This window comes from Streptomyces sp. NPDC059009 (assembly GCF_042740175.1).
Classification (GTDB): domain Bacteria; phylum Actinomycetota; class Actinomycetes; order Streptomycetales; family Streptomycetaceae; genus Streptomyces.
In genome coordinates, this window is the sequence record NZ_JBHYJB010000054.1 from 27657 (window position 1) to 46545 (window position 18889).

Annotated in this window: 13 protein-coding genes; 12 read left to right on the top strand and 1 reads right to left on the bottom strand. The window is 73.3% G+C overall.

Features of this window, described 5'->3' with window-relative positions; all coding sequences use genetic code 11:
* The first annotated feature begins 21 nt into the window (after positions 1 to 21).
* The 6 genes from ACFWYM_RS39035 to ACFWYM_RS39060 are packed head-to-tail and all read left to right on the top strand — an operon-like array spanning position 22 to position 13317.
* A complete protein-coding gene (locus tag ACFWYM_RS39035; protein ID WP_384848397.1) occupies positions 22 to 3960 on the top strand; it encodes a hypothetical protein in 3939 nt (1312 codons plus the stop codon).
* Between the two features lie 16 nt (positions 3961 to 3976).
* Positions 3977 to 5548, top strand: a complete 1572-nt coding sequence (locus ACFWYM_RS39040; RefSeq protein ID WP_384848400.1) for a serine/threonine-protein kinase — start codon at positions 3977 to 3979, stop codon at positions 5546 to 5548.
* 47 nt (positions 5549 to 5595) lie between these two features.
* Positions 5596 to 5985, top strand: a complete 390-nt coding sequence (locus ACFWYM_RS39045) for a CU044_2847 family protein (RefSeq protein ID WP_384848403.1) — start codon at positions 5596 to 5598, stop codon at positions 5983 to 5985.
* Between the two features lie 30 nt (positions 5986 to 6015).
* Positions 6016 to 7743, top strand: coding sequence for a trypsin-like peptidase domain-containing protein (locus ACFWYM_RS39050; RefSeq protein WP_384848406.1), 1728 nt, complete (start codon positions 6016 to 6018; stop codon positions 7741 to 7743).
* Position 7744: 1 nt separating this feature from the next.
* Positions 7745 to 8833 carry an AAA family ATPase gene (locus ACFWYM_RS39055; protein WP_384848409.1) on the top strand — a complete coding sequence of 363 codons (1089 nt, stop codon included), beginning with the start codon at positions 7745 to 7747 and terminating at the stop codon, positions 8831 to 8833.
* A complete protein-coding gene (locus ACFWYM_RS39060) occupies positions 8830 to 13317 on the top strand; it encodes an SAV_2336 N-terminal domain-related protein (protein ID WP_384848412.1) in 4488 nt (1495 codons plus the stop codon). The genes ACFWYM_RS39055 and ACFWYM_RS39060 overlap by 4 nt, the downstream gene beginning before the upstream one ends.
* Positions 13318 to 13399: 82 nt before the next feature.
* Here ACFWYM_RS39060 and ACFWYM_RS39065 read toward each other — a convergent pair whose 3' ends face one another.
* Positions 13400 to 14233 carry an aldo/keto reductase gene (locus ACFWYM_RS39065; protein ID WP_384848415.1) on the bottom strand — a complete coding sequence of 278 codons (834 nt, stop codon included), beginning with the start codon at positions 14231 to 14233 and terminating at the stop codon, positions 13400 to 13402.
* Positions 14234 to 14493: 260 nt separating this feature from the next.
* On the opposite strand from ACFWYM_RS39065, the gene pqqA reads away from it, so the two are divergent.
* From pqqA to ACFWYM_RS39095, 6 genes are read left to right on the top strand one after another with little or no spacing between them, the layout of a single operon-like run.
* Positions 14494 to 14622: a pyrroloquinoline quinone precursor peptide PqqA gene (pqqA, locus tag ACFWYM_RS39070; protein ID WP_384848418.1), complete on the top strand. Its 129-nt coding sequence runs from the start codon at positions 14494 to 14496 to the stop codon at positions 14620 to 14622.
* Positions 14623 to 14632: 10 nt separating this feature from the next.
* Positions 14633 to 15556: a pyrroloquinoline quinone biosynthesis protein PqqB gene (gene pqqB / locus ACFWYM_RS39075; RefSeq protein WP_384848421.1), complete on the top strand. Its 924-nt coding sequence runs from the start codon at positions 14633 to 14635 to the stop codon at positions 15554 to 15556.
* Between the two features lie 14 nt (positions 15557 to 15570).
* Entirely contained in the window at positions 15571 to 16287 is a 717-nt protein-coding gene (gene pqqC / locus ACFWYM_RS39080) for a pyrroloquinoline-quinone synthase PqqC (protein WP_384848483.1), read from the top strand.
* Positions 16284 to 16574, top strand: coding sequence for a pyrroloquinoline quinone biosynthesis peptide chaperone PqqD (pqqD, locus tag ACFWYM_RS39085; RefSeq protein ID WP_384848424.1), 291 nt, complete (start codon positions 16284 to 16286; stop codon positions 16572 to 16574). Before pqqC ends, pqqD begins: the two co-directional genes overlap by 4 nt.
* A complete protein-coding gene (pqqE, locus tag ACFWYM_RS39090; protein WP_384848427.1) occupies positions 16571 to 17662 on the top strand; it encodes a pyrroloquinoline quinone biosynthesis protein PqqE in 1092 nt (363 codons plus the stop codon). The genes pqqD and pqqE overlap by 4 nt, the downstream gene beginning before the upstream one ends.
* Positions 17662 to 18888 carry a glycoside hydrolase family 105 protein gene (locus tag ACFWYM_RS39095; protein ID WP_384848486.1) on the top strand — a complete coding sequence of 409 codons (1227 nt, stop codon included), beginning with the start codon at positions 17662 to 17664 and terminating at the stop codon, positions 18886 to 18888. The genes pqqE and ACFWYM_RS39095 overlap by 1 nt, the downstream gene beginning before the upstream one ends.
* Position 18889 lies beyond the last annotated feature (1 nt).

Below are 18889 nucleotides of genomic sequence, written 5' to 3' on the forward strand. Positions count from 1 at the left end.
GGACGGAGAGGGGGGAGTCCGGTGGGGCGCAGGGAGAAGCCGCTGGAGCCGACGGCGGGCCCTGTCCAGCGCCTCGCGTACGAGCTCCGCAAGCTCCGCGTCGACGCGGGCACCCCCACCTACCGGTCGATGGCGCAGCGCGTCCCCTACTCGGCCCCGACCCTGTCCGCCGCGGCCTCCGGGGAACGGCTCCCCTCCCTTGCCGTGCTCCTCGCGTACGTCGCCGCGTGCGACGGCGACGCGGGGGAGTGGGAGCGGCGGTGGCACGAGACGGTCGCCGCCAACGCCCAACCGGCCCCGGAGGGCGCGGAGTCACAGGAGTCGCCCTACCCGGGGCTCGCCCGCTTCGGCCCCGGCGACCGGTCCCGCTTCCACGGCCGCGACGACCTCGTGGACGAACTCCTCGGCCTCACCGCGCGCCATCGCCTCGTGGTGGTGCTCGGGGCATCGGGCAGCGGCAAGTCGTCCCTGCTGCGGGCGGGCCTCATCCCGGCGCTGCGGGAACACCCGCCGGGCCGAGCCCTGCCCTCGCCCCCGCCCTCGCCCTCGGCCCCGGCCCCGGCGCGAGGCACGCACAGCGCACCGCCGACGCCCGTCGTGATCCGCCTCTTCACCCCCGGCGACCGGCCGGCCCGTACGCACCGTGCCCTGTTCACCCCGGCCGACGGAGACGGCGACACGCTTCTCGTCGTCGACCAGTTCGAGGAGACCTTCGCGCTCTGCCGGGACCCGGCCGAGCGCGCCCGCTTCCTCGAACTGCTGCTCGCCGCCCGTGAACCGGCCCGCCGCCTCCGCGTGATCCTCGCCGTCCGCGCCGACTTCTACGGCCACTGCGCCGAGCACGCCCCGCTCGCCGACGCGCTGCGGGGCGCGAGTCTCCTGGTCGGACCGATGACGCCCGCCCGCCTCCGGGAGGCCGTCGTCCGGCCCGCCGCGGCCGAACACCTCGTCGTGGAGCGGGCGTTGACCGCCCGCATCGTCGCCGACGTGGCCGACGAGCCGGGCGGACTGCCCCTGATGGCGCACGCGCTGCGCGAAGTGTGGCGGCGGCGCAGCGGCAAGACGCTGACCGAGGCCGCGTACGAGGCGATCGGCGGTGTCCACGGGGCCGTCGCGCACACCGCCGAGGAGGTCTTCGCGAGCTTCACGGAGGATGAAGCGGCGGCAGCCCGCAGCCTGTTGCTGCGCATGGTCGAGCCGGGCGACGGCACGCAGGACACCCGTCGCCCCGTCGAGCGCGCCGAACTGCCGGGCGGGAGGGGAGAGGCTGGCGGGACCGGGGAGGTTGACGGAACCGAGGAAGTTGGCGGGATCGGGCAGGCCGGTGGGAGCAGTGAGGTGCTGGAGCGGCTGGTGCGTGCCCGGCTGCTCATCGCCGACGGCACCACCGTCGCCCTGGCCCACGAGGCCCTGCTCAGCGCCTGGCCCCGGCTGCGCGGCTGGGTCGAGGCGGACCGCGAACGGCTGCGGCTGCGGCGCGCGCTGACCGAAGCGGCGTACGCCTGGGAGGAGTTGGGGCGGGACGCCGGGGCGCTGTACCGCGGGGCAAGGCTCACCGCGGCGCGGGACGCCTTCGCCGCCGGAGGTGGAGGCAGAGGTGGAGGTCGACGTGGCGGCGGAGGTCGAGGCGGAGGCCGAGGTGGAGGTGTAGGCGGAGGCGGAGGTCTGGGCGGAGGTGGAGGTGTCGATGGCCTCGAACTGAGCAGGTTGGAGCGGGAGTTCCTGCGGGCGAGCGTCGATGCGCACGATCACGGCGTACGCGCCTTGGCCCGCGCGGCCCGCAGGTCGCGGGTGCTGGTGTCCGCCCTCGCCGTGCTGCTCTGCCTCGCGGCCGTCGCGGGCGCGGTGGCATGGCAGCAGAACCGCACCGGGCAGCGGCAGCGGGCGGAGGCGGAGGCGCGCCGGATCGTGGGCGTGGCGCAGACGCTGCGCACCTCGGACCCGGTGACGGCGGCGCGGCTGAGCGTGGCGGCCTGGCGCCTCGCCGACCTGCCGGAGACACGGGAGGCGGTGCGGACGGCGGGGGCCCGGCGGGAGCGGGACACGTTCGCCGGCCTCGACGACGGCACGGTGCCCGACGCGACGCGCTTCCTCAGCGCGGACGGCCGCGTCCTGACGTCGGTCGACCGGGACCGGGTCGCCCGGTGGGACCTGCGCACCCATCGCCGCATCGGCACCTACGCGATCCGGCACGAGGCCGACGCCGCTGCGGAGGTCAGTGCGGACGGGCGGCTGCTGGCCGTCTGGGGCGAGCGGGGCGTGCAGGTCGTGGACCTGCGGCGGCAGCGGGCGGTCGGGCAGCGCTTCGGGCCGTCCCACCGGGGGAGCGTGGAAGGGGAGTTCGGGCCGAGCGGGCGGACGTTCGTCGTCGTCGACGAGGACCGGGACGAGGTCCAGGTGTGGGACGTGCGCCGGCACCGGCTCCTCGCCAAGGCCGAGGACGCGCGCTCCAGCAGCAGCCCGGCCCCGGCGGTCAGCCCCGACGACCGGCTCCTGGCGACCTGCCTCGACGACGACGGCGGCCTGACCGTCACGGACATCAGGACGGGGCGCGCCCTCCGGAAGACCTGGCCGCGCGCGCTCGACGCACGGGCGTGCACCGCCCAGGACGTGTCCTTCACACCGGACGGCCGGGCGCTGGTCGTCCCCGCGGACGGCTCCGTCCGCACCTGGGACGTACGGTCCGGACGCGAGCGCCCGAGGATCAAGGTGCCGGGCACCGAGGAGCCGGAGGTCGCGTTCAGCGCGGACGGCGCCTTCGCCGTCACTCTCGGCAGGGACGAGTTCGCCCTCTGGCGCACCGCGCGTCCGGACGCCCCGCTGCTGCGCCATGCCCGCGAGGACGCGGGCGCCGGGGAGGTGCGGCTCGACGCGGCGGACGGCGTCGTCCGCCACTTCGCCGGGCCCGAGATCGTACGGACCGTCGACGTGAGCGCGGAGCTGTCGGCCGCCCCTGGCCTGCCGAGGCCCCTGCAGGCGGCACGGTTCAGCCCGGACGGCCGCACGGTCGCCACCGTCGAACCCCACGGGGACAAGGGGGACTTCACACTCCGGCGCGCCCGCGACGGCCGGGCCACGGCCGTGCTTCCGGGAGGCACCTGCGCGGACTGCAGCGAACCGATGGCGTTCTCGCCGGACGGCCGTACGGTCGCCTACGCGCAGTACGGGGCGGACGGCACGACCCTGCGGGCCTGGGACCTGCGGCGGCGCGCGGCGACGCTGCGGCAGACCGTGCCGTCCCGGGTGGACGGCGTGGTGGTGCCCGACGCCGGCGCGCCGCTCGTGACGACGGGCGGCCCCGTCGGCAGCCACGACAGCGACGACCGCCGCATCGACACCTGGCAGGTCGACGCACACACCCGCCACCGCGTCCTGCGTCGCGCGACGGCGGGAATCCAGGCCACGCTCACTCCCGACGGCCGGTCCGCACTGACCTGGGACGGCGTGCTCACCGGCCTCGCGACCGGCCGGACGGCGCACGTGCTGCGCGGCGAGGACATGGTCGAGACGGCCGAGTTCAGCCCCGATGGGCGCTACCTCGCGGTGGTCGACCACAACGGGAAGACCACCTTGTGGAACGGGCGCGGAACGCGTGTCCTCGGCGTGCTCGCACCCGGCTCCCAGGACGACAGCACCGGGGCCGTGGGGATCCCCGTCCTCTCCTTCTCCGCGGACGGCCGCCACCTGGCCGCGGGCCGCGAGAACGGCTCCGTCCGCGTGTGGGAGACGTCCACACCGCGCCTGGCCGGAGCGGAATACCCGGCGGCGGACGGCCCCGTCCTGGCCCTGGGCTTCGCCGGCGGCACACTCCGCGTCGCGACCCCGAGCTCGGTGACCCGTAGCCTCGCGGTCGCCCCGGACAGCGCCGCCGCGGCGGCGTGCGCGCACGCCCACGGGGGCCTCACCCGGTCCCAGTGGCGTACGCATCTGCCGAACACGCCGTACCGGAGCACCTGTTGACAGGCATGATGCCCGCATGACCACAGGGGAACGGGCCGGGACCGGCGGCACCGAGGGCAAGGTGATCGGCGGTCGCTACCGGCTCGTCGAGCGCATCGGCGCGGGCGGGATGGGCTCCGTCTGGCTCGGACACGACGACCTCGTCGACCGGGACGTCGCCGTCAAGGTGGCCCACCTCCCCGAACTGCTCTCGATCGAACCCGCCGCCCAGGCGGCCCGCGTCGAACGCATCCTGCGGGAGGCCCGCGCGGCGGCACGGGTGCGCCACCCCGCCATCGTCACCGTGCACGACGTCATCACGGACGGCGGGCTTCCCTGGATCGTCATGGAGCGCATCGAGGGGGAGTCCCTCGCCGACCTGCTCGCCCGCGAGGGCGCGCTCTCCGAGCCCGAGGCGGCCCGCATCGGCCTGCACGTGGCCAGGGCCCTGGGCGCGGCCCACGCGCGCGGCGTGCTGCACCGCGACGTGAAGCCCGCCAATGTGCTCCTCGGCGCCGACGGGCGCGTCGTCCTCACCGACTTCGGCATCGCCTACATCGAGGGCGACGAGCCGCTGACCCGGTCCGGCGAGTTCGTCGGCTCCCTGGAGTACACGGCGCCCGAACGGATGGGCGGCCACCGTCCGGCGCCCCCGTCCGACCTGTGGTCGCTCGGGGTGCTGCTCTTCCGGGTGCTGGAGGGGTGGTCGCCGTTCCGGCGGGAGACGCTGGAGGGGACGGTCGCGGCCGTGCTCACCGCTGAGAGCGTGCCGGTCGAGAAGGGCCGTGAACTGGGCGCACTCGTACGGAAGTTGCTGGCCAAGGTGCCCGAGGAGCGGCCGTCGGCGGAGGCGGTCGTAGAGGTGCTGCGGATGGTGGCGGAGCCACCGGCCCCGGCACCGGCACCGGCCGTGCTCCGGACGGCGGAGGGAGCGGGGGCCCGGCCGCGACCGCGGCGCCCGGCACGCGACCGACGCCGTGTCGTCCCCTACGCCGTCGTCGCGGCCGTGCTGGTCGCCGTCGCCGCCCTGACCGTCCGGCAGCTCACGGACGGCGACGGGTCGTCTCCCGAGGGCGCGTCGGACAAACCGTCGGTCACTCACTCGCCCCCTGCCCCGCACTCGCCCCGGCCCTCGCAGGGCAAGGCGAAGGAGAGAGCGGCGGCCAAGGGGTACCGGTTCGTCGAGGAGAGCTCGTTCCGCATCGAAGTGCCGGACCGGTGGGAGCGGCACGACAGGAACAGCGAGGGCCAGTACCTGTTCACCGGCGGCGACTACCGGCTCACCGTCGTGCCCGGCCGGGATTCGGCTGACCGGTACGGGAAGGAACCGATCAAGTACCTGAACGAGGGGGAGCCGGAACTGAAACCGTTCCGGGATTCGTCGTGGTCCTCGGTCACCGGCCTCCGACAGATCGAAACGCGAGGTCTGACCATGGCGGAAGGCCGTTACACCTGGCAGGAGGAGACCGGCCGGGAGGTCTACGTCCGCAACCTCGCCATCCTCTCCAAGGGCCGCTACCACCTCATCCTGGTGACGGGCCCCGAGTCGCGCCGCGACGCCGTGAACCGGGTCTACGAGCGGGCCATGGCGACGTATCGCGAGCGGTAATTCCCAACGCCCCCTGACGGGGCCCCTGTTGACGTTAACGTTCCTACATGAGCGAGCTGATGCGCTGGGAGTCCGACGACGGCCCCGTCGTCGTCGAGGTGGACACGCGGGACCCCGGATTCCGGTCCGTGTCGCGACGGCACCCCGATGGGGAGATCCACGATGTGCAGGGGCGGTTCGAGGACGCCCTGGACAGTGTGCGCGGGGCCGCCGAGGCGGCGTTGCGGGCGTTTCGGACCACCGTGCTCAACCCCGACGAGATCGAGCTCGAATTCGGTGTGAAGCTCAACGCGGCGGCCGGGGCCGTCATCGCGAAGACCTCCGCCGAGGGGCATCTGACCGTGAAGCTGTCGTGGACGCGGTCACGAGGGGATGCTGGAGAGGTCGCGCCCGGGGTGCCCGCACAGGGTCAACAGGGCGGTGCGCAGGGCGAGTAGAGGCGGACACAGAGGCGAATAATGGGGGACATGCACTGGCGTGCGCGGATCGCCACGGACGGGGGCCGGCCGGTGGGGGCCGGGGTGCTGGTCGACGGTCGGCGCATCGTCACGTGCGCCCATGTCGTCCACGGCCTCAGTAAGGTGGTCGTGGCGCTGCCCGGGGTGGCCGGAGACCTGACCGCCACCGTGCGCGACTGCGGCACGGGGTGGGAGCGGCTCGACGACCTCGGGGACATCGCGGTTCTCGAACTCGACACACCACTGGAATCCGAGCGCGCCTGCGTCTTCGCCCCGCTTGATGCCCTCGTACCCCAGAACGGCTCGCTCACCTATGAGTTGACGGCTCTCGGCTATCCGCTCGGGCACGAGCAGGACGGCACGCACGTCACCCTCCGCACCAGCGGTGACCGCCTGCTGCGCGCGGAGTGGCTGGAGGTCGAGGTCGTCCAGGCCCATCTGCGGCGCCTGGACGAGGGGTTCAGCGGGGCCCCCGTCTACGACCCGACCACCGAGCGCGTCGTGGGGATCGTCACCGACGCCGTGCTCGGCGGCGAGCAGGGAGGGTACACGGGGCGGATGCTGCCCCTCGCCTCCATGCGGCGGCACTGGGAAGACCTCGACGACCTGCTGGACCTCGACTGGCTCGCCCCCGAGCCGCGCCGCGAACTACGCCTGCGGTGTGCGGGAGTCGAGCCGCGGATCGGTCTTGAGGTCATCGTCCGGAAGGCGTTCCCCGCCTTCCGGCGGCCCCTGCCCGCCTTCGCCTCCGTATGGGACGCCATCCGGTACGTGGGCGAGCATATGCCCGGCGGCGAGGACCGGCTCGAGCGGCTGCTGCGGGTCCTCGTCCCCCAACTCCCCACGCCCGCCCGGGACGGCGTGGAGGAGTGGATGCGGTGCTGGCTCGTCGGGTACGCCGAGCGGGGGACCGCCGCGGTCGGTGCCGCCGCCCGGTCCACCGGCTCCGTCATCGTGCGGCTCGAACCCCTCACCCGCGGCGCCAGCCTCGAACTCACCGTCTCCACCGTCGTCGACGGCGTCCGGGTCGGCGGCGCCGGGCCCGAGCGGGTGCGCCGCGCCCAGGTCCCCGCCAAGGTCGAGGCGCTCCTCGCCGAGCAGGTCGCGAAGGTCCACGACCTGGACTGGATGCTGGAGTTCGTCGTCCCGGAAGGGCTCATGAACCAGCCCTTCGAGGACTGGCGCATCCACGAGCCCGGCGCGGCCAGACCCCGCCCCCTGCGCTCCGTGCCCGTCGTCGTCCGCCACGTCGAGCGGCTCAAGCCGGTGACGGCGGCCCGTCTCACCCGCAAGCGCTGGGAGACCGTGCGCGCCCGGCGCGAGACCCGGCCGCAGCCGGTGCGCTGCGGAAGCCCCTACGACTACGCGGAGTTCTACGACTGGCTCGACGCCGACGACGACCTGTGCGCGCTCGCGTATGCGGCGACGCCCCGGCCGGACTGGCTGTCGGCCGCGCTCGACACGGGCGTGCCCATCATGCTGTGGCGGCGGCGCGAGTGCGGGGCGGACGGGGGCGAGGGACACGTCCGCTGTGCCGCCGAGGCGTATCTGGACGTGCTCGTCGCGGCCGTCGGCGCCGTGGCCCCCGACCTGCTGCCGACCGAGGTCATGAAGCTCCGCAAGGAGGCGCGTTCCCCGCACAAGGGAAGCGCCGACCACTGTGGGCACCGGCTCACCCTGTTCTGGGACGACCCGGAGCGCAAGCCCGATCCACCCTTGGCGATGGGGAGTTCGTGAGATGGCGTCTGATGAGACCGCCGCGCCGACCGACTGGCAGCTCTACACCGGGGAGCGCGTCCCGCACGAGGGGATCGAGCGGCTGCCCGACCCGCCGCCGTGGCGCACCTTCACGGGCGGCCCGCCCCTGCCCGTCCCGCCCGGCGACTCCGGGAACCGGCACGCCGCCGCCAGCTACCGCCCGAGCCGCGACGCCGTCCGGCAGGTCAACGCCGCGCTCTACCTCCGCAGGCCCCTCCTCGTCACCGGCGCCCCAGGCACCGGCAAGTCGTCCCTCGCCTACGCCGTCGCCCATGAACTCGGCCTCGGCAAGGTGCTGCACTGGCCCATCACCAGCCGCGTCGCGCTGCGGGACGGGCTCTACGAGTACGACCCGCTGACCAGGCTGTACGCGGCGGAGCGCGCCCGCGAGGACGGGCCGCGGGGCGCCACCGGGCCCGACGACATCGGCGACTACCTCCGCCTCGGCCCCCTCGGCACCGCCCTGCTCCCGTACGAGCGTCCGCGGGTCCTGCTCGTCGACGAGATCGACAAGAGCGACATCGACCTCCCCAACGACCTCCTCACCATCTTCGAGAAGGGCTCCTACGAACTCGTCGAGCTGGCCCGGCGCGCGGAGCCGACGGCCAGGGTCATGACGGCCGACAGCACCACCGACCGGGTGGAGATCCGCGACGGCACGGTCACCTGCCGCGCCTTCCCGCTCGTCGTGATGACCAGCAACGGCGAACGCGAGTTCCCGCCCGCGTTCCTGCGGCGCTGCGTGACGGTGGACCTGAAGCAGCCCGCGACCGTCGAGGAGCTGACGGCGATCGTGCGGGAGCACCTCGGGGGCGTGGTGGGCGCGGACCACGGCGAGGGCACCGAGGGTGAACTCCCCGACGGGGCAAGGGAGATCATCGAGCGCTTCTTCGCGCGCCGCAGCAAGGGGCTGCTCGCCAACGACCAGCTCCTCAACGCGATCTACATGTGCCACCACGCGTCGTTCAGCGAATCCCCCGAGACGGTCGCCGAACTGGCGGACCAGGTCATGCCGTACCTGAGCCGCGACACGGCCGGGCTCGACGACGACGGCGGCGCCCCGCGATGACCGTCGAGCGCCTCCGTGACGCCCTCGAAGCGCTGGGCCCGCCGGTCACGCCGCTGGAGCTCGCGGAGATGCTGTGGCTCGCGGAGCGGTTGCCGGGGGAGGGGGAGGACGAGTGCGCGCCGGGGGAGGGCGGCGGACGGCCTGGGGGGCAGCGCGTGGCGGGCAGCTGGTCCGACCCGTGGGCCGTGATGGACCTGGCCTTCGAGGACCCTGTGCGCGGGGACGGACCGGACGACGATCAGGATGCGGCCGCTGAGGAGGACGAGCCCCGGGACGGCGCCGACGAGGAGGGGACCGTCGCAGGCGGCCGCCTCCTGCACCTGCCGCGCGGGGCGGGCCTGTCCGGCTCGGACGCCGACGAACTGCTGGTGCCCGCGCCGCGCGCGCTCCGCCACGAACTCGCGATCCAGCGGGCCCTGCGCCCGCTCAAGCAGCGCGTCCCCGACCGCAGGCGCCGCCGCCTCGACGAGGACGCCACGGCGACCCGCGCCGCCCGCCGCCCCGGCCGGCGCCCCTGGACCCCGGTGATGGTCCCCACCACGGACCGCCTCCTCACTCTCTCCCTCGTCGTCGACACCGGCCCCGCGATGGGCGTATGGCGGCCGCTGGTACGGGAGTTGAGGGAGGCGATGCGGCGGACGGGGGCGTTCCGGGATGTGCGGGTGTGGTACCTGGCGGACCTGGGACGGGGACTGGCCGTCCGCCCGTCCCCGACCGGCCCGGCGAGGGAACCGGCCGCCCTCGTCGACCCCACAGGGCGGGACCTCGCCCTCGTCCTCAGCGACTGTTCCGGGCCGCACTGGTGGGCCGGGCGGGTGGGGCCCGTCCTGCACCGGTGGGCGCGCAGTGGGCCCACGGCCATCCTCCAGCCGCTGCCCGAACGCCTGTGGCGCCGTACCGCGGCCCCCGCCGTGCCCGGCCGGGCCATCGCCTCGCGCGCGGGCGCGCCCAACACGGCCCTCCGGTTCACCCCGCACGACGGCCGCACGAAGAGGGATCCGGGCACGCTTCCCGTACCCGTACTGGAGCTGTCTCCGGAGTGGCTGGCCGACTGGGCGGGGCTCGTGATGGCGACGGGGGACCGGCGGCGGGACACGGCGGTCACGTACGTGTGTGCGCGAGAGATAGTGCGGGAGGTGCGGAGGCGCGATGGCCAACCATCCCTGGTGGAGGGTGACTTGCCCCTGGAGGAGCGGCTGCTGCGCTTCCTGTCCGCCGCGTCGCCCACCGCCGCCGACCTCGCCGCCCACATCGCCCTCTCGGTCCCTGCCCTCCCCGTGATGAGGCTCATCCAGCAGCACGTCACCGTCGACTCGCCACCGAGCGACCTGGCCGAGGTGCTGCTCAGCGGGCTCCTCGAACCGGTCGACGGGGAGCGGGAGTTGTACGAGTTCGTGCCGGGCGCGAGGGGAGCGTTGCTGGAGACGCTGCCTCGGCCCGAGTCGCTCGCCGCCGCCGAGCTCCTCGGCCGGATCGGCGAGGGCATCGCCGCGCGGACGGGGGCGCGCAGTGAGACGTTCCGTGCGGTCGTGCCGGTGGAGGAGGGGACGGGCAGCCGGGGGCTCGGGACGGCGGGAGAGCCGTTCGCGCTGGTGAGCGAGGAGGCGTTGGGGCTGCTGCGGAACACTGCTGTGGCTGTGTCGGAGCGGAGGTTGGTGGCGGCGCCGCCCGTCGTCGCGTCGGAGGGCGTCATTCTGGTCTCGGACGAAGCGGTGGCCGCGCAGCTGGGGAAGCCGGCGGAGGCGGAGAGCTCCGGGAGTGGGGTGGCGGCGGAAGCCGAGAGCGAGGTGGAGGCGGGAGACGCGGATGTGGATGTGCGGCCGTTGGCGATCTTGGAGCAACCCGCTCTCATCCCCTGCCCGCCCGGCCTCTCGAACACCCCGCCGCCGCGCAACATCATCGGCCGTGAGCGTGAACTCGCCCTGCTGGATGAGGCGTTCATTCGGGCCGCCACGCGTGAACCCTCCGTCGTCGCCGTCACCGGACTCGGGGGCGTGGGCAAGACGGCCGTGGCCGTGGAGTGGGTGCGGGAGATCGAGGAAGAGGACGTGTACGAGGGGGTGTGGTGGATCGACGGGGACACCGCCGACACCCTCGACGAGGGCCTCGCCGCGCTGGCCGTCGCGGTCCACCCCGAACTGCCGCAGAACGTCCGGCCGTTGGACGCGATGCCGACCGAGCTGCTGCGGGAGTGGGCCCTGGGGTGGCTGCAGGCGCACCACTGCCTGGTGGTCGTGGACAGCGCGGCGGGTCCCGCGGACATCCGCACCCTGCTGACCCGGGCCGGGCCACGCGGCAGCTTCCTGGTCCTGGGGCGGCTCGGCGGCGAATGGTGCCCGCCGGACACGACGGTGAACGTCGGACCGCTCGAACTCCCCGCAGCGGTCGAACTGTTCAACGAGGAGTCCGGCTTCACGGGGGCCGCCGCCGACGGGGTCGAGGAGCTCTGCGAGGACCTCGGCCGCCTCCCGCTCACCGTTTTCATGGCGGCTGCCCACCTCCGGCAGGCCGAGGGCACCACCATCATCGAGTACCGTGCCGAACTCGCCCGCATGGCCGCCCAGACGGCGAGCGAACCGGGCCCGGGCGGGTTCCCGCCGGAGGCACGGACGTTCGTGACCCTCGCCCTCCAGGCCGTCGACAACCGCCTGGCCACCCGGATCCTGCTCGTCCTGGCCTGGTTCGGGTCCGAGCCCGTGCCGCTGCGTCTGCTTTCGCTCCTGGAGTCGGCGCCGAAGCGGGACCGCGCTCTGCGTGGCCTGGCGCGCGTCAAGCTCGTCGTGCTGGACGAGGGCGAGGGCGAGGACGCGGCGACGGTGCGCGTGCACGACCACGTACGGAGGGCGGCGCGGGTGCCGGACCCCGATGATCCGGCCCAGGGGGAGCAGGCTGTGGCGGAGGCGCGGGACCTGGCCACTCTCTGTCTTCGCCGGGCGCTGTCGCAGGGCTCGACCGAGCAGCTGCCGGAGCATGCGGACACGGTTGCCGAGTGGCGCGAAATCCGCCCGCACATCGAGGAGTTGGCCGACGTCGCGCAGAGGGAGGAGAACAGTCTTGCCTTCGCCGGCCTGATGGTGGTGGCCGCGGAGCGCGTCGGTGGATCAGGCGACCCGGAGAAGGCCATCTCCTGGCTGCTGCGGGCGATGGCGTGTCAGCGGCGGCTCCTCGAACCCGTGGACCCGGAGTATCTGTCAACGGTGGGGGCGCTCGCCCGGGCTTTCGGGGCGACGGGAGACATCGAGGCGTCGTTCGCCGTCTACGCGGACGCGCTGGATCCCTTGGGGCCGGTCCTCGGCGTGCACCACTCCGAGCTGTGGGCCTTGGTCAAGGACGTCGCGCGGTCGCCCTCGCGGCTGCGCCGGCAGACGCGTGAGCGCAAGCGCAGGCTGCAGGCGGACGCCGACGCCCGGTTCCTGGAGATCCTGAGCGCGGTCGAGGATACGGCGTCCGGTGACCGCCCCACCATGGACCTCCAACCCGAGGCGTTCGACGCACAGTTGGATCTGGCGGAGAGTGAGGAACGGCTCGCTGAGGCCCGCAGGACTCTGGGCCCCGAGCACCCGACGACGCTCACCCGCTGGCTCGACCTCACTCGCGCCTGCCACGAGGCAGGTGACACCGAGGGGGCGATGCGCGAGCTGGAGCGACTCCTCGCCGCGTGCCGCCGGGGCCTCGCCGCGGACGATGGCTTCACCACGGTGGTGAAGGCCGAGGTGGCCCGCCTGTACCTGCTCTCGGGCAACGTCAACTGGGCCGCCGCGACGTACGACGACGTCCTCGCCACCAGGGTCAGGACGCTGGGCGAGGAGCACCCGGACACCCTGGACGCGCGCGAGGGTGCGGGCCTGTCGCACCTGGCGCTGGGGGAGCTGGGGCAGGGCATGCGGTTGCTCGACGAGACGCTGACCACCCGGACGCGGCTCCTGGGGCCCACCGACCCGCTGACCCTCCGTACCTACGAACACGTCGCAGAGGTGCATCTGGCGCAGGACGAGCCGAGGTCGGCGGTCGAGATCTACGAACTCACGTACACCAGAAGGGCCGCCACGCAGGGCGAGTCGCACCCGGACACGCTCCACAGCCGCGAGGGCCTGGCCCGGGCCCAGCAGGCGGCCGGATACCTGGACGTGGCGATCGACCTCTACCAGCAGCTGCTGGAAGGCAGGTCGGCACAGTCACGCCCCGGCGCCGAGATCGACCGGACCCTGGAACTCCTGGCCCAGGCGTACACGGATGCCGATCGCCACGAAGACGCCCGCCACATGTACGAGCAGCTGGCGGACTCCCGGAGCTGGGAGCTCGGCGAGGATCACCCGGACACGCTCCGCGCCCGTGACCAACTCGGTGAGGTCTTCGAGAAGTTGGGTGACCGCGCCGCGGCCATCAGGTACTACCAGCAGGTGCTCGACACCCGGGTCAACCTCTTCGGTGCCGACGCGGCCGAAGTGCTGGCCGTCCGTGAGAAGCTGCACAACCTCATCTGACGTGAACGGCCCACCACACGAACGTGAACGGCCCGCCGCACGCACACGCGCGGCGGGCCGTGCAGGCCGGACCAGCCGGGGCTCAGGCCACGTCGAACGTGGCCGGATCCGGCCCCAGCCTCCGGTCCTCGTTCAGCGCACTGATCGCCGCCATGTCCTCGACATCGAGCTCGAAGCCGAACACATCGATGTTCTCCTTGATCCGCGAGGGCGTCACGGACTTCGGGATGACGACGTTGCCCAGCTGGACGTGCCAGCGCAGCACGACCTGCGCGGGGGTGCGCCCGTGCTTCTGCGCGATGGCGACGATCGCGGGGACCTCCAGGAGGCCCTTGCCCTGGCCCAGCGGCGACCACGCCTCCGTGGCGATGCCCTGCTCCGCGTGGACCTCGCGGGACGCGCGCTGCTGCAGGTGCGGGTGCAGCTCGATCTGGTTGACGGCGGGGATCACCGACGTCTCGGCGAGGAGCCGCTCCAGGTGCTCGGGGAGGAAGTTCGAGACGCCGATGGACTTGGCGCGCCCCTCGGCCTGGATCTTCTCGAACGCCTTGTACGTGTCCACGTACAGGCCCTTGGAGGGCAGCGGCCAGTGGATCAGGTACAGGTCCACGTAGTCGAGGCCGAGCTTCTCCAGGGACGCGTCGAAGGCGCGCAGCGTGGCGTCGTGGCCCTGGTCCGCGTTCCAGAGCTTCGTCGTGATGAAGAGCTCCTCGCGGGGGACGCCGGACGCGGCGATCGCCTTGCCGGTGCCCTCTTCGTTGCCGTAGATGGCCGCGGTGTCGATGCTGCGGTACCCGGCCTCAATCGCGGTGCCGACGGCCTTCTCCGCCTCGTCGTCCGGCACCTGCCAGACGCCGAAGCCGAGCTGGGGCATCTCGACGCCGTTGTTCAGAGTGATCGGGGGGACCTTGCTCACGAGCTCTCGATCCTTAAGTCGGTTGCTGCCAACGAAGGCAGGATTGGTACTCCCATGGTCAACGATCAGCCGTGCTGTCGCATTCCTGGGGGTGGTTTCGCGACGCGCACGGCTTCAGAACGGTCTGCACCATTGACCGCGTCCCGTCATGCCGCGACTCTATTGCACGTGAGTGAATCCAGGTCACTCATGTGAACGCTGCGCGAGTTCTGCGCACACCCTCCTGAACCCCCACCCCCGTCAGGAAGGCAGGCACGCACATGACCGAGCACGAGAGCGTCACCCAGGACGGCACGGCCCCCGCGGCCCCCACCCCTTGGGAGACCCCCGAGTACGTGGTCGTCGACACCGCCCTGGAGGTCACGGCCTACCGTCTCGCCGACCGGTAGACCCACCGCCATGCTGCTGCAGGTGCTCGGCACCGCGGCGGGCGGCGGACTGCCCCAGTGGAACTGCGCGTGCCCCGGGTGCACCGGGGCACGCGCCCACCCGGAGCGCCGCCGTCTGCACGCCTCGCTCGCCGTCCGCGCGGGCGAGCGCCACTGGTACGTGGTCAACGCCACCCCCGACCTCGGTGCCCAGATCGAGGACTGTCCGGCCCTCCACCCGGGGCCGGAACCCCGCAGGACCCCGCTCGCCGGTGTCGTCCTCACCGACGCCGAACTCGACCACGCCCTCGGCATCGCCCGGCTGCGCGAGGCCCGCGACGGCGTGGAGATCCTCGCCACCGCGCCCGTGCGCCGTGCGGTGCGCGACGGGCTGCGCCTCGACGCCGTGCTCGGTCCGTACACCGCTGTGCGGTGGCGTGAACTGCCGGACGCGACGGGGGCGGAAGGCGTCAACCCGCTGGTGCTGGACGGGAGTTCGGGGATACGCGTCTCCGCCCTGCCTGTTTCGGCCAAACGGCCCCGCTACGCCGCCGGCCCGGGCGGCCCCGACACCCCCACCTGGTCCGTCGCCCTCCGCCTCCACGACCCCGCCACCGGCGCCACCGTCCTCTACGCCCCCGCCCTCGCCGTCTGGACCGACGCCTTCGAGCGGGCCGCGCGCGAGGCCGACCTCGTCTTCGCCGACGGGACCTTCTGGGACGACGACGAGCCCGTGCGGGCCGGGTTCACCACGCGCACCGCCACCGCCATGGGGCACCTCCCCATCAGTGGCCCCGGCGGCACCGCCCACCGCCTCGCCCGCCTCCCAGGCCGGGTCCTCTACACCCACCTCAACAACACCAACCCCCTCGGGGACCCGCACGCCGAGCAGCACAAGCAGCTCGCCGAGTGGGGGCTCGAGGCCGCCGCCGACCGGATGGTGATCGAGCTGTGACGGCCGCCCCTTCCCTGTACCGCGAGAACTCCGAGCCCCCCGCCCCCTGGACCCCGGACGAGCTCACCGCACGCCTGCGCGCTGTCTCGGCCGAGCGCTACCACGACCGGCACCCCTTCAACGTACGCATGCACGAAGGCACCCTGACGCGCACGGAAGTGCGGCGCTGGATCGCCAACCGCTTCCACTATCAGCGGCACATCCCCGTCAAGGACGCCCTGATCCTCGCCAAGTTCGAGGACCCGGCGCTGCGGCGCGGCTGGCTGCGCCGCATCCAGGACCACGACGGCGAGAAGGACGGTGACGGCGGCATCGAGAGGTGGCTGCGGCTCGGCGAGGCGGCGGGGCTGTCGCGCGGGCAACTCACCGACACCTCAAGGGTGTTGCCGGGCGTGCGGCTCGCCGTCGACGGCTACGTCAACTTCTGCCGGCTGCGGCCCGCCCTCGACGCCGTCGCCGCCTCCCTCACCGAGCTGTCCGCGCCCGACCTGATGCGCACCCGGATCGCCGCCTTCGAACGCCACTACCCGTGGCTCGACACCGACGGGCTCGCCTACTTCCGTACCCGGGTGGGACAGGGGGGCCGCGACGGGCAGGAGGCGCTCGCGCTCGTCCTGGAATGGGCGCGCACCCGCGAGCAGCAGGAGCGTGCCGTCGCCGCGCTCGCCTTCAAGTGCGACGTGCTGTGGTCGCTGCTCGACGCCGTCGACCGGGGGGAGGGAGCGGCATGACGGACGTCCCCACGCATGCCTCCCACTTACGGGGCCGCTGGCGTCCCGCCCTCGTCCGCTCGGTCACCCTGCGCCACGACCGGGTGCGCGACGTCGACCTCCTCGTCCTGCCCGAGCGGGTCGTCGTGCTGCGCGGGGCGGCCGGGCAGGTGCTGCGGCTCTGCGACGGCGAGCGGGACGTCGACGCCATCGTGACGGAGCTCGCGCACCGGCACCCGGACGCGCCCGTCGCCGACGAAGTCCCCGTGTTCCTGGAGAAGTTACGGGGGGAGGGGTGGCTCCGGTGACCCGGGTTCCCGATCCTCCGTGGGCGCTGCTCGCCGAACTCACCCACGGCTGCCCCCTGCGCTGCGCCTACTGCTCCAACCCCACCGAACTCGTCGCCCGATCCGCCGAGTTGACGACAGCCCAGTGGAGCGACGTCTTCCGGCAGGCCGCCGACCTCGGTGTCGTCCAGACCCACCTCTCCGGCGGCGAGCCCCTGCTCCGCCGCGACCTCGCCGACATCGTCGCCGCCGCAGACAGTGCCGGGATCCACACGCAGCTCGTCACCAGCGGCGTCGGACTGCACCGCGAGCGGCTCGCCGTGCTCGTCGACGCGGGCCTGCGCAGCGTGCAGCTGTCCGTGCAGCACCCCGACCCCAAGGAGGGCCAACTCATCGCGGGCGCACGGGCGTTCACCGCCAAGCAGCGGGCCGCACGGCTCGTGCGCACGGCCGGCCTTCCGCTCGGGCTCAACGCCGTGCTGCACCGCGCCAACCTCGACGCACTGGACGGGCTCGTCGAACTGGGCCTTGCGTGGGGTGCGGACCGGATCGAGCTGGCCAACACCCAGTTCTACGGCTGGGCGCTGCGCAACCGGGACGCGCTGCTGCCGAGCCGCGCCCAGGTCGCCGCCGCCCGCGCCGCCGTCGAGCGGTGGCGGGAGCGGCTCACCGGGCGCATGGAGCTCGTCTGGGTCGCGCCCGACTACGTCGACGGCACCGCGAAGCCCTGCATGGGCGGCTGGGGCGCCCTCTCCCTGACCGTCGCCCCGGACGGCACGGTGCTGCCGTGCCCGGCGGCGGGCGAGCTCCTCGGGGCGGCCGCGCCCAACGTCACGGAGCACCGACTCGCCTGGATCTGGCGGGAGTCGGACGCCTTCAACCGGTACCGGGGCGAGTCCTGGATGCGCGAGCCCTGCCGCAGCTGCGAGCTGCGCGCCACGGACTTCGGCGGCTGCCGCTGCCAGGCGTACGCCCTCACCGGCGACGCCGCACGCACCGACCCCGCCTGCCACCGCTCACCCGACCACCCCGTGATCCGCGCCCTCGTCGACGCCCCGCGCGACCCGGCGCCGGTCCCCGCGTACGCCTATCGCGAAGGAGGGACATGATGCGAAGGAGGGACGTGAGAAGACTCAAGGCGCTGTGCGCCGCCGTCGTGGCCGCGCTGCTCGCCGCCGCCCCCACGGCCGTGGCAGGTCCCGCGCAGGCGTCCCGGAGCGCCGCCCCCGCCCGGTCCGTCGACTGGTCCACCGCCATGGTCGACTCCACCACCGCCCGCTTCACACCGGACAAGATCGGCGGCTGGTCCTACCCCGTCGGGCTCTACCTCTACGGCCAGTACCGCACCTATCAACGCACGCACCAGGCCCGCTACTTGACGTACATCAAGAGCTACGTGGACCGCTTCGTCGACAGCTCCGGGAACATCGGCCAGAAGTTCAACAGCCTCGACAGCATGCAGGCCGGACGGCTCCTCGTGATCCTGCACCACGAGACCGGCCGGCAGCGGTACCAGGTCGCCGCCCGCAAGATCCGCGACCGCCTGAAGACCTACCCGCGCACCGGCGACGGCGGTTTCTGGCACGCCGACACCGACAGCCGCGCCCACCAGCTCTGGTCGGACGGCGTCTACATGGTGAATCCGTTCCTCGTCGAGTACGGCAAGGAGTTCGGCGACGCCGCCTACGCGAACGCCGAGGCCGTCCAGCAGCTCAATGTCTACGGGAGCCATCTCCAGGTCGGCAACGGGCTGTTGCGGCACGCCTTTGACGAGTCCCGCACCGCCTCCTGGGCCGACCGGGACACCGGGCTCGCCCCCGAGCACTGGTGCCGCGCCATCGGCTGGTACTCGATGGCCGCCGTCAACGTCCTCGACGCGGTCCCGGCGGACCAGCCCGGACGCGCCCAACTCATCGGCACAGTGCAGAAGTTGGCTGCCGGGATCGAGAAGTACCAGGACCCCGCGACCGGCCGCTGGTTCCAGGTCGTCGACAAGGGCGACCGCGACGGCAACTGGACCGAGACGTCCTGCTCCAGCATGTTCACCTACGCGCTCTCCCGGGCCGCCCAGCGGGGCTATGTGGACCCGCACTACGCGCAGGTCGCCCGGCGCGGCTACGAGGGCGTCCTGAAGAAGATCTCCCTCGGCTCCGACGGCCGCACCGACCTCGCCGACATCTCCATCGGCACCAACGTCGGCGACTACGCCTTCTACGTCGCGCGCCCCCGTGAGACCAACGACTTCCACGGTCTGGGCGCCTTTCTGATCATGAACGAGCAGCTCAGAGGACTCACAGAGCCCAGAGAGCCCAGAGAGCCCAGAGAGAAGGGATAGG

Bases quoted from the DNA above. Each gene is read 5' to 3' on its own strand.
- ACFWYM_RS39055 (WP_384848409.1), top strand. From the start codon at position 7,745: ATGGCGTCTGATGAGACCGCCGCGCCGACCGACTGGCAGCTCTACACC.
- ACFWYM_RS39050 (WP_384848406.1), top strand. From the start codon at position 6,016: ATGCACTGGCGTGCGCGGATCGCCACGGACGGGGGCCGGCCGGTGGGG.
- ACFWYM_RS39040 (WP_384848400.1), top strand. From the start codon at position 3,977: ATGACCACAGGGGAACGGGCCGGGACCGGCGGCACCGAGGGCAAGGTG.
- pqqB (WP_384848421.1), top strand. From the start codon at position 14,633: ATGCTGCTGCAGGTGCTCGGCACCGCGGCGGGCGGCGGACTGCCCCAG.
- ACFWYM_RS39060 (WP_384848412.1), top strand. From the start codon at position 8,830: ATGACCGTCGAGCGCCTCCGTGACGCCCTCGAAGCGCTGGGCCCGCCG.
- pqqD (WP_384848424.1), top strand. From the start codon at position 16,284: ATGACGGACGTCCCCACGCATGCCTCCCACTTACGGGGCCGCTGGCGT.
- pqqA (WP_384848418.1), top strand. From the start codon at position 14,494: ATGACCGAGCACGAGAGCGTCACCCAGGACGGCACGGCCCCCGCGGCC.
- ACFWYM_RS39045 (WP_384848403.1), top strand. From the start codon at position 5,596: ATGAGCGAGCTGATGCGCTGGGAGTCCGACGACGGCCCCGTCGTCGTC.
- ACFWYM_RS39095 (WP_384848486.1), top strand. From the start codon at position 17,662: ATGCGAAGGAGGGACGTGAGAAGACTCAAGGCGCTGTGCGCCGCCGTC.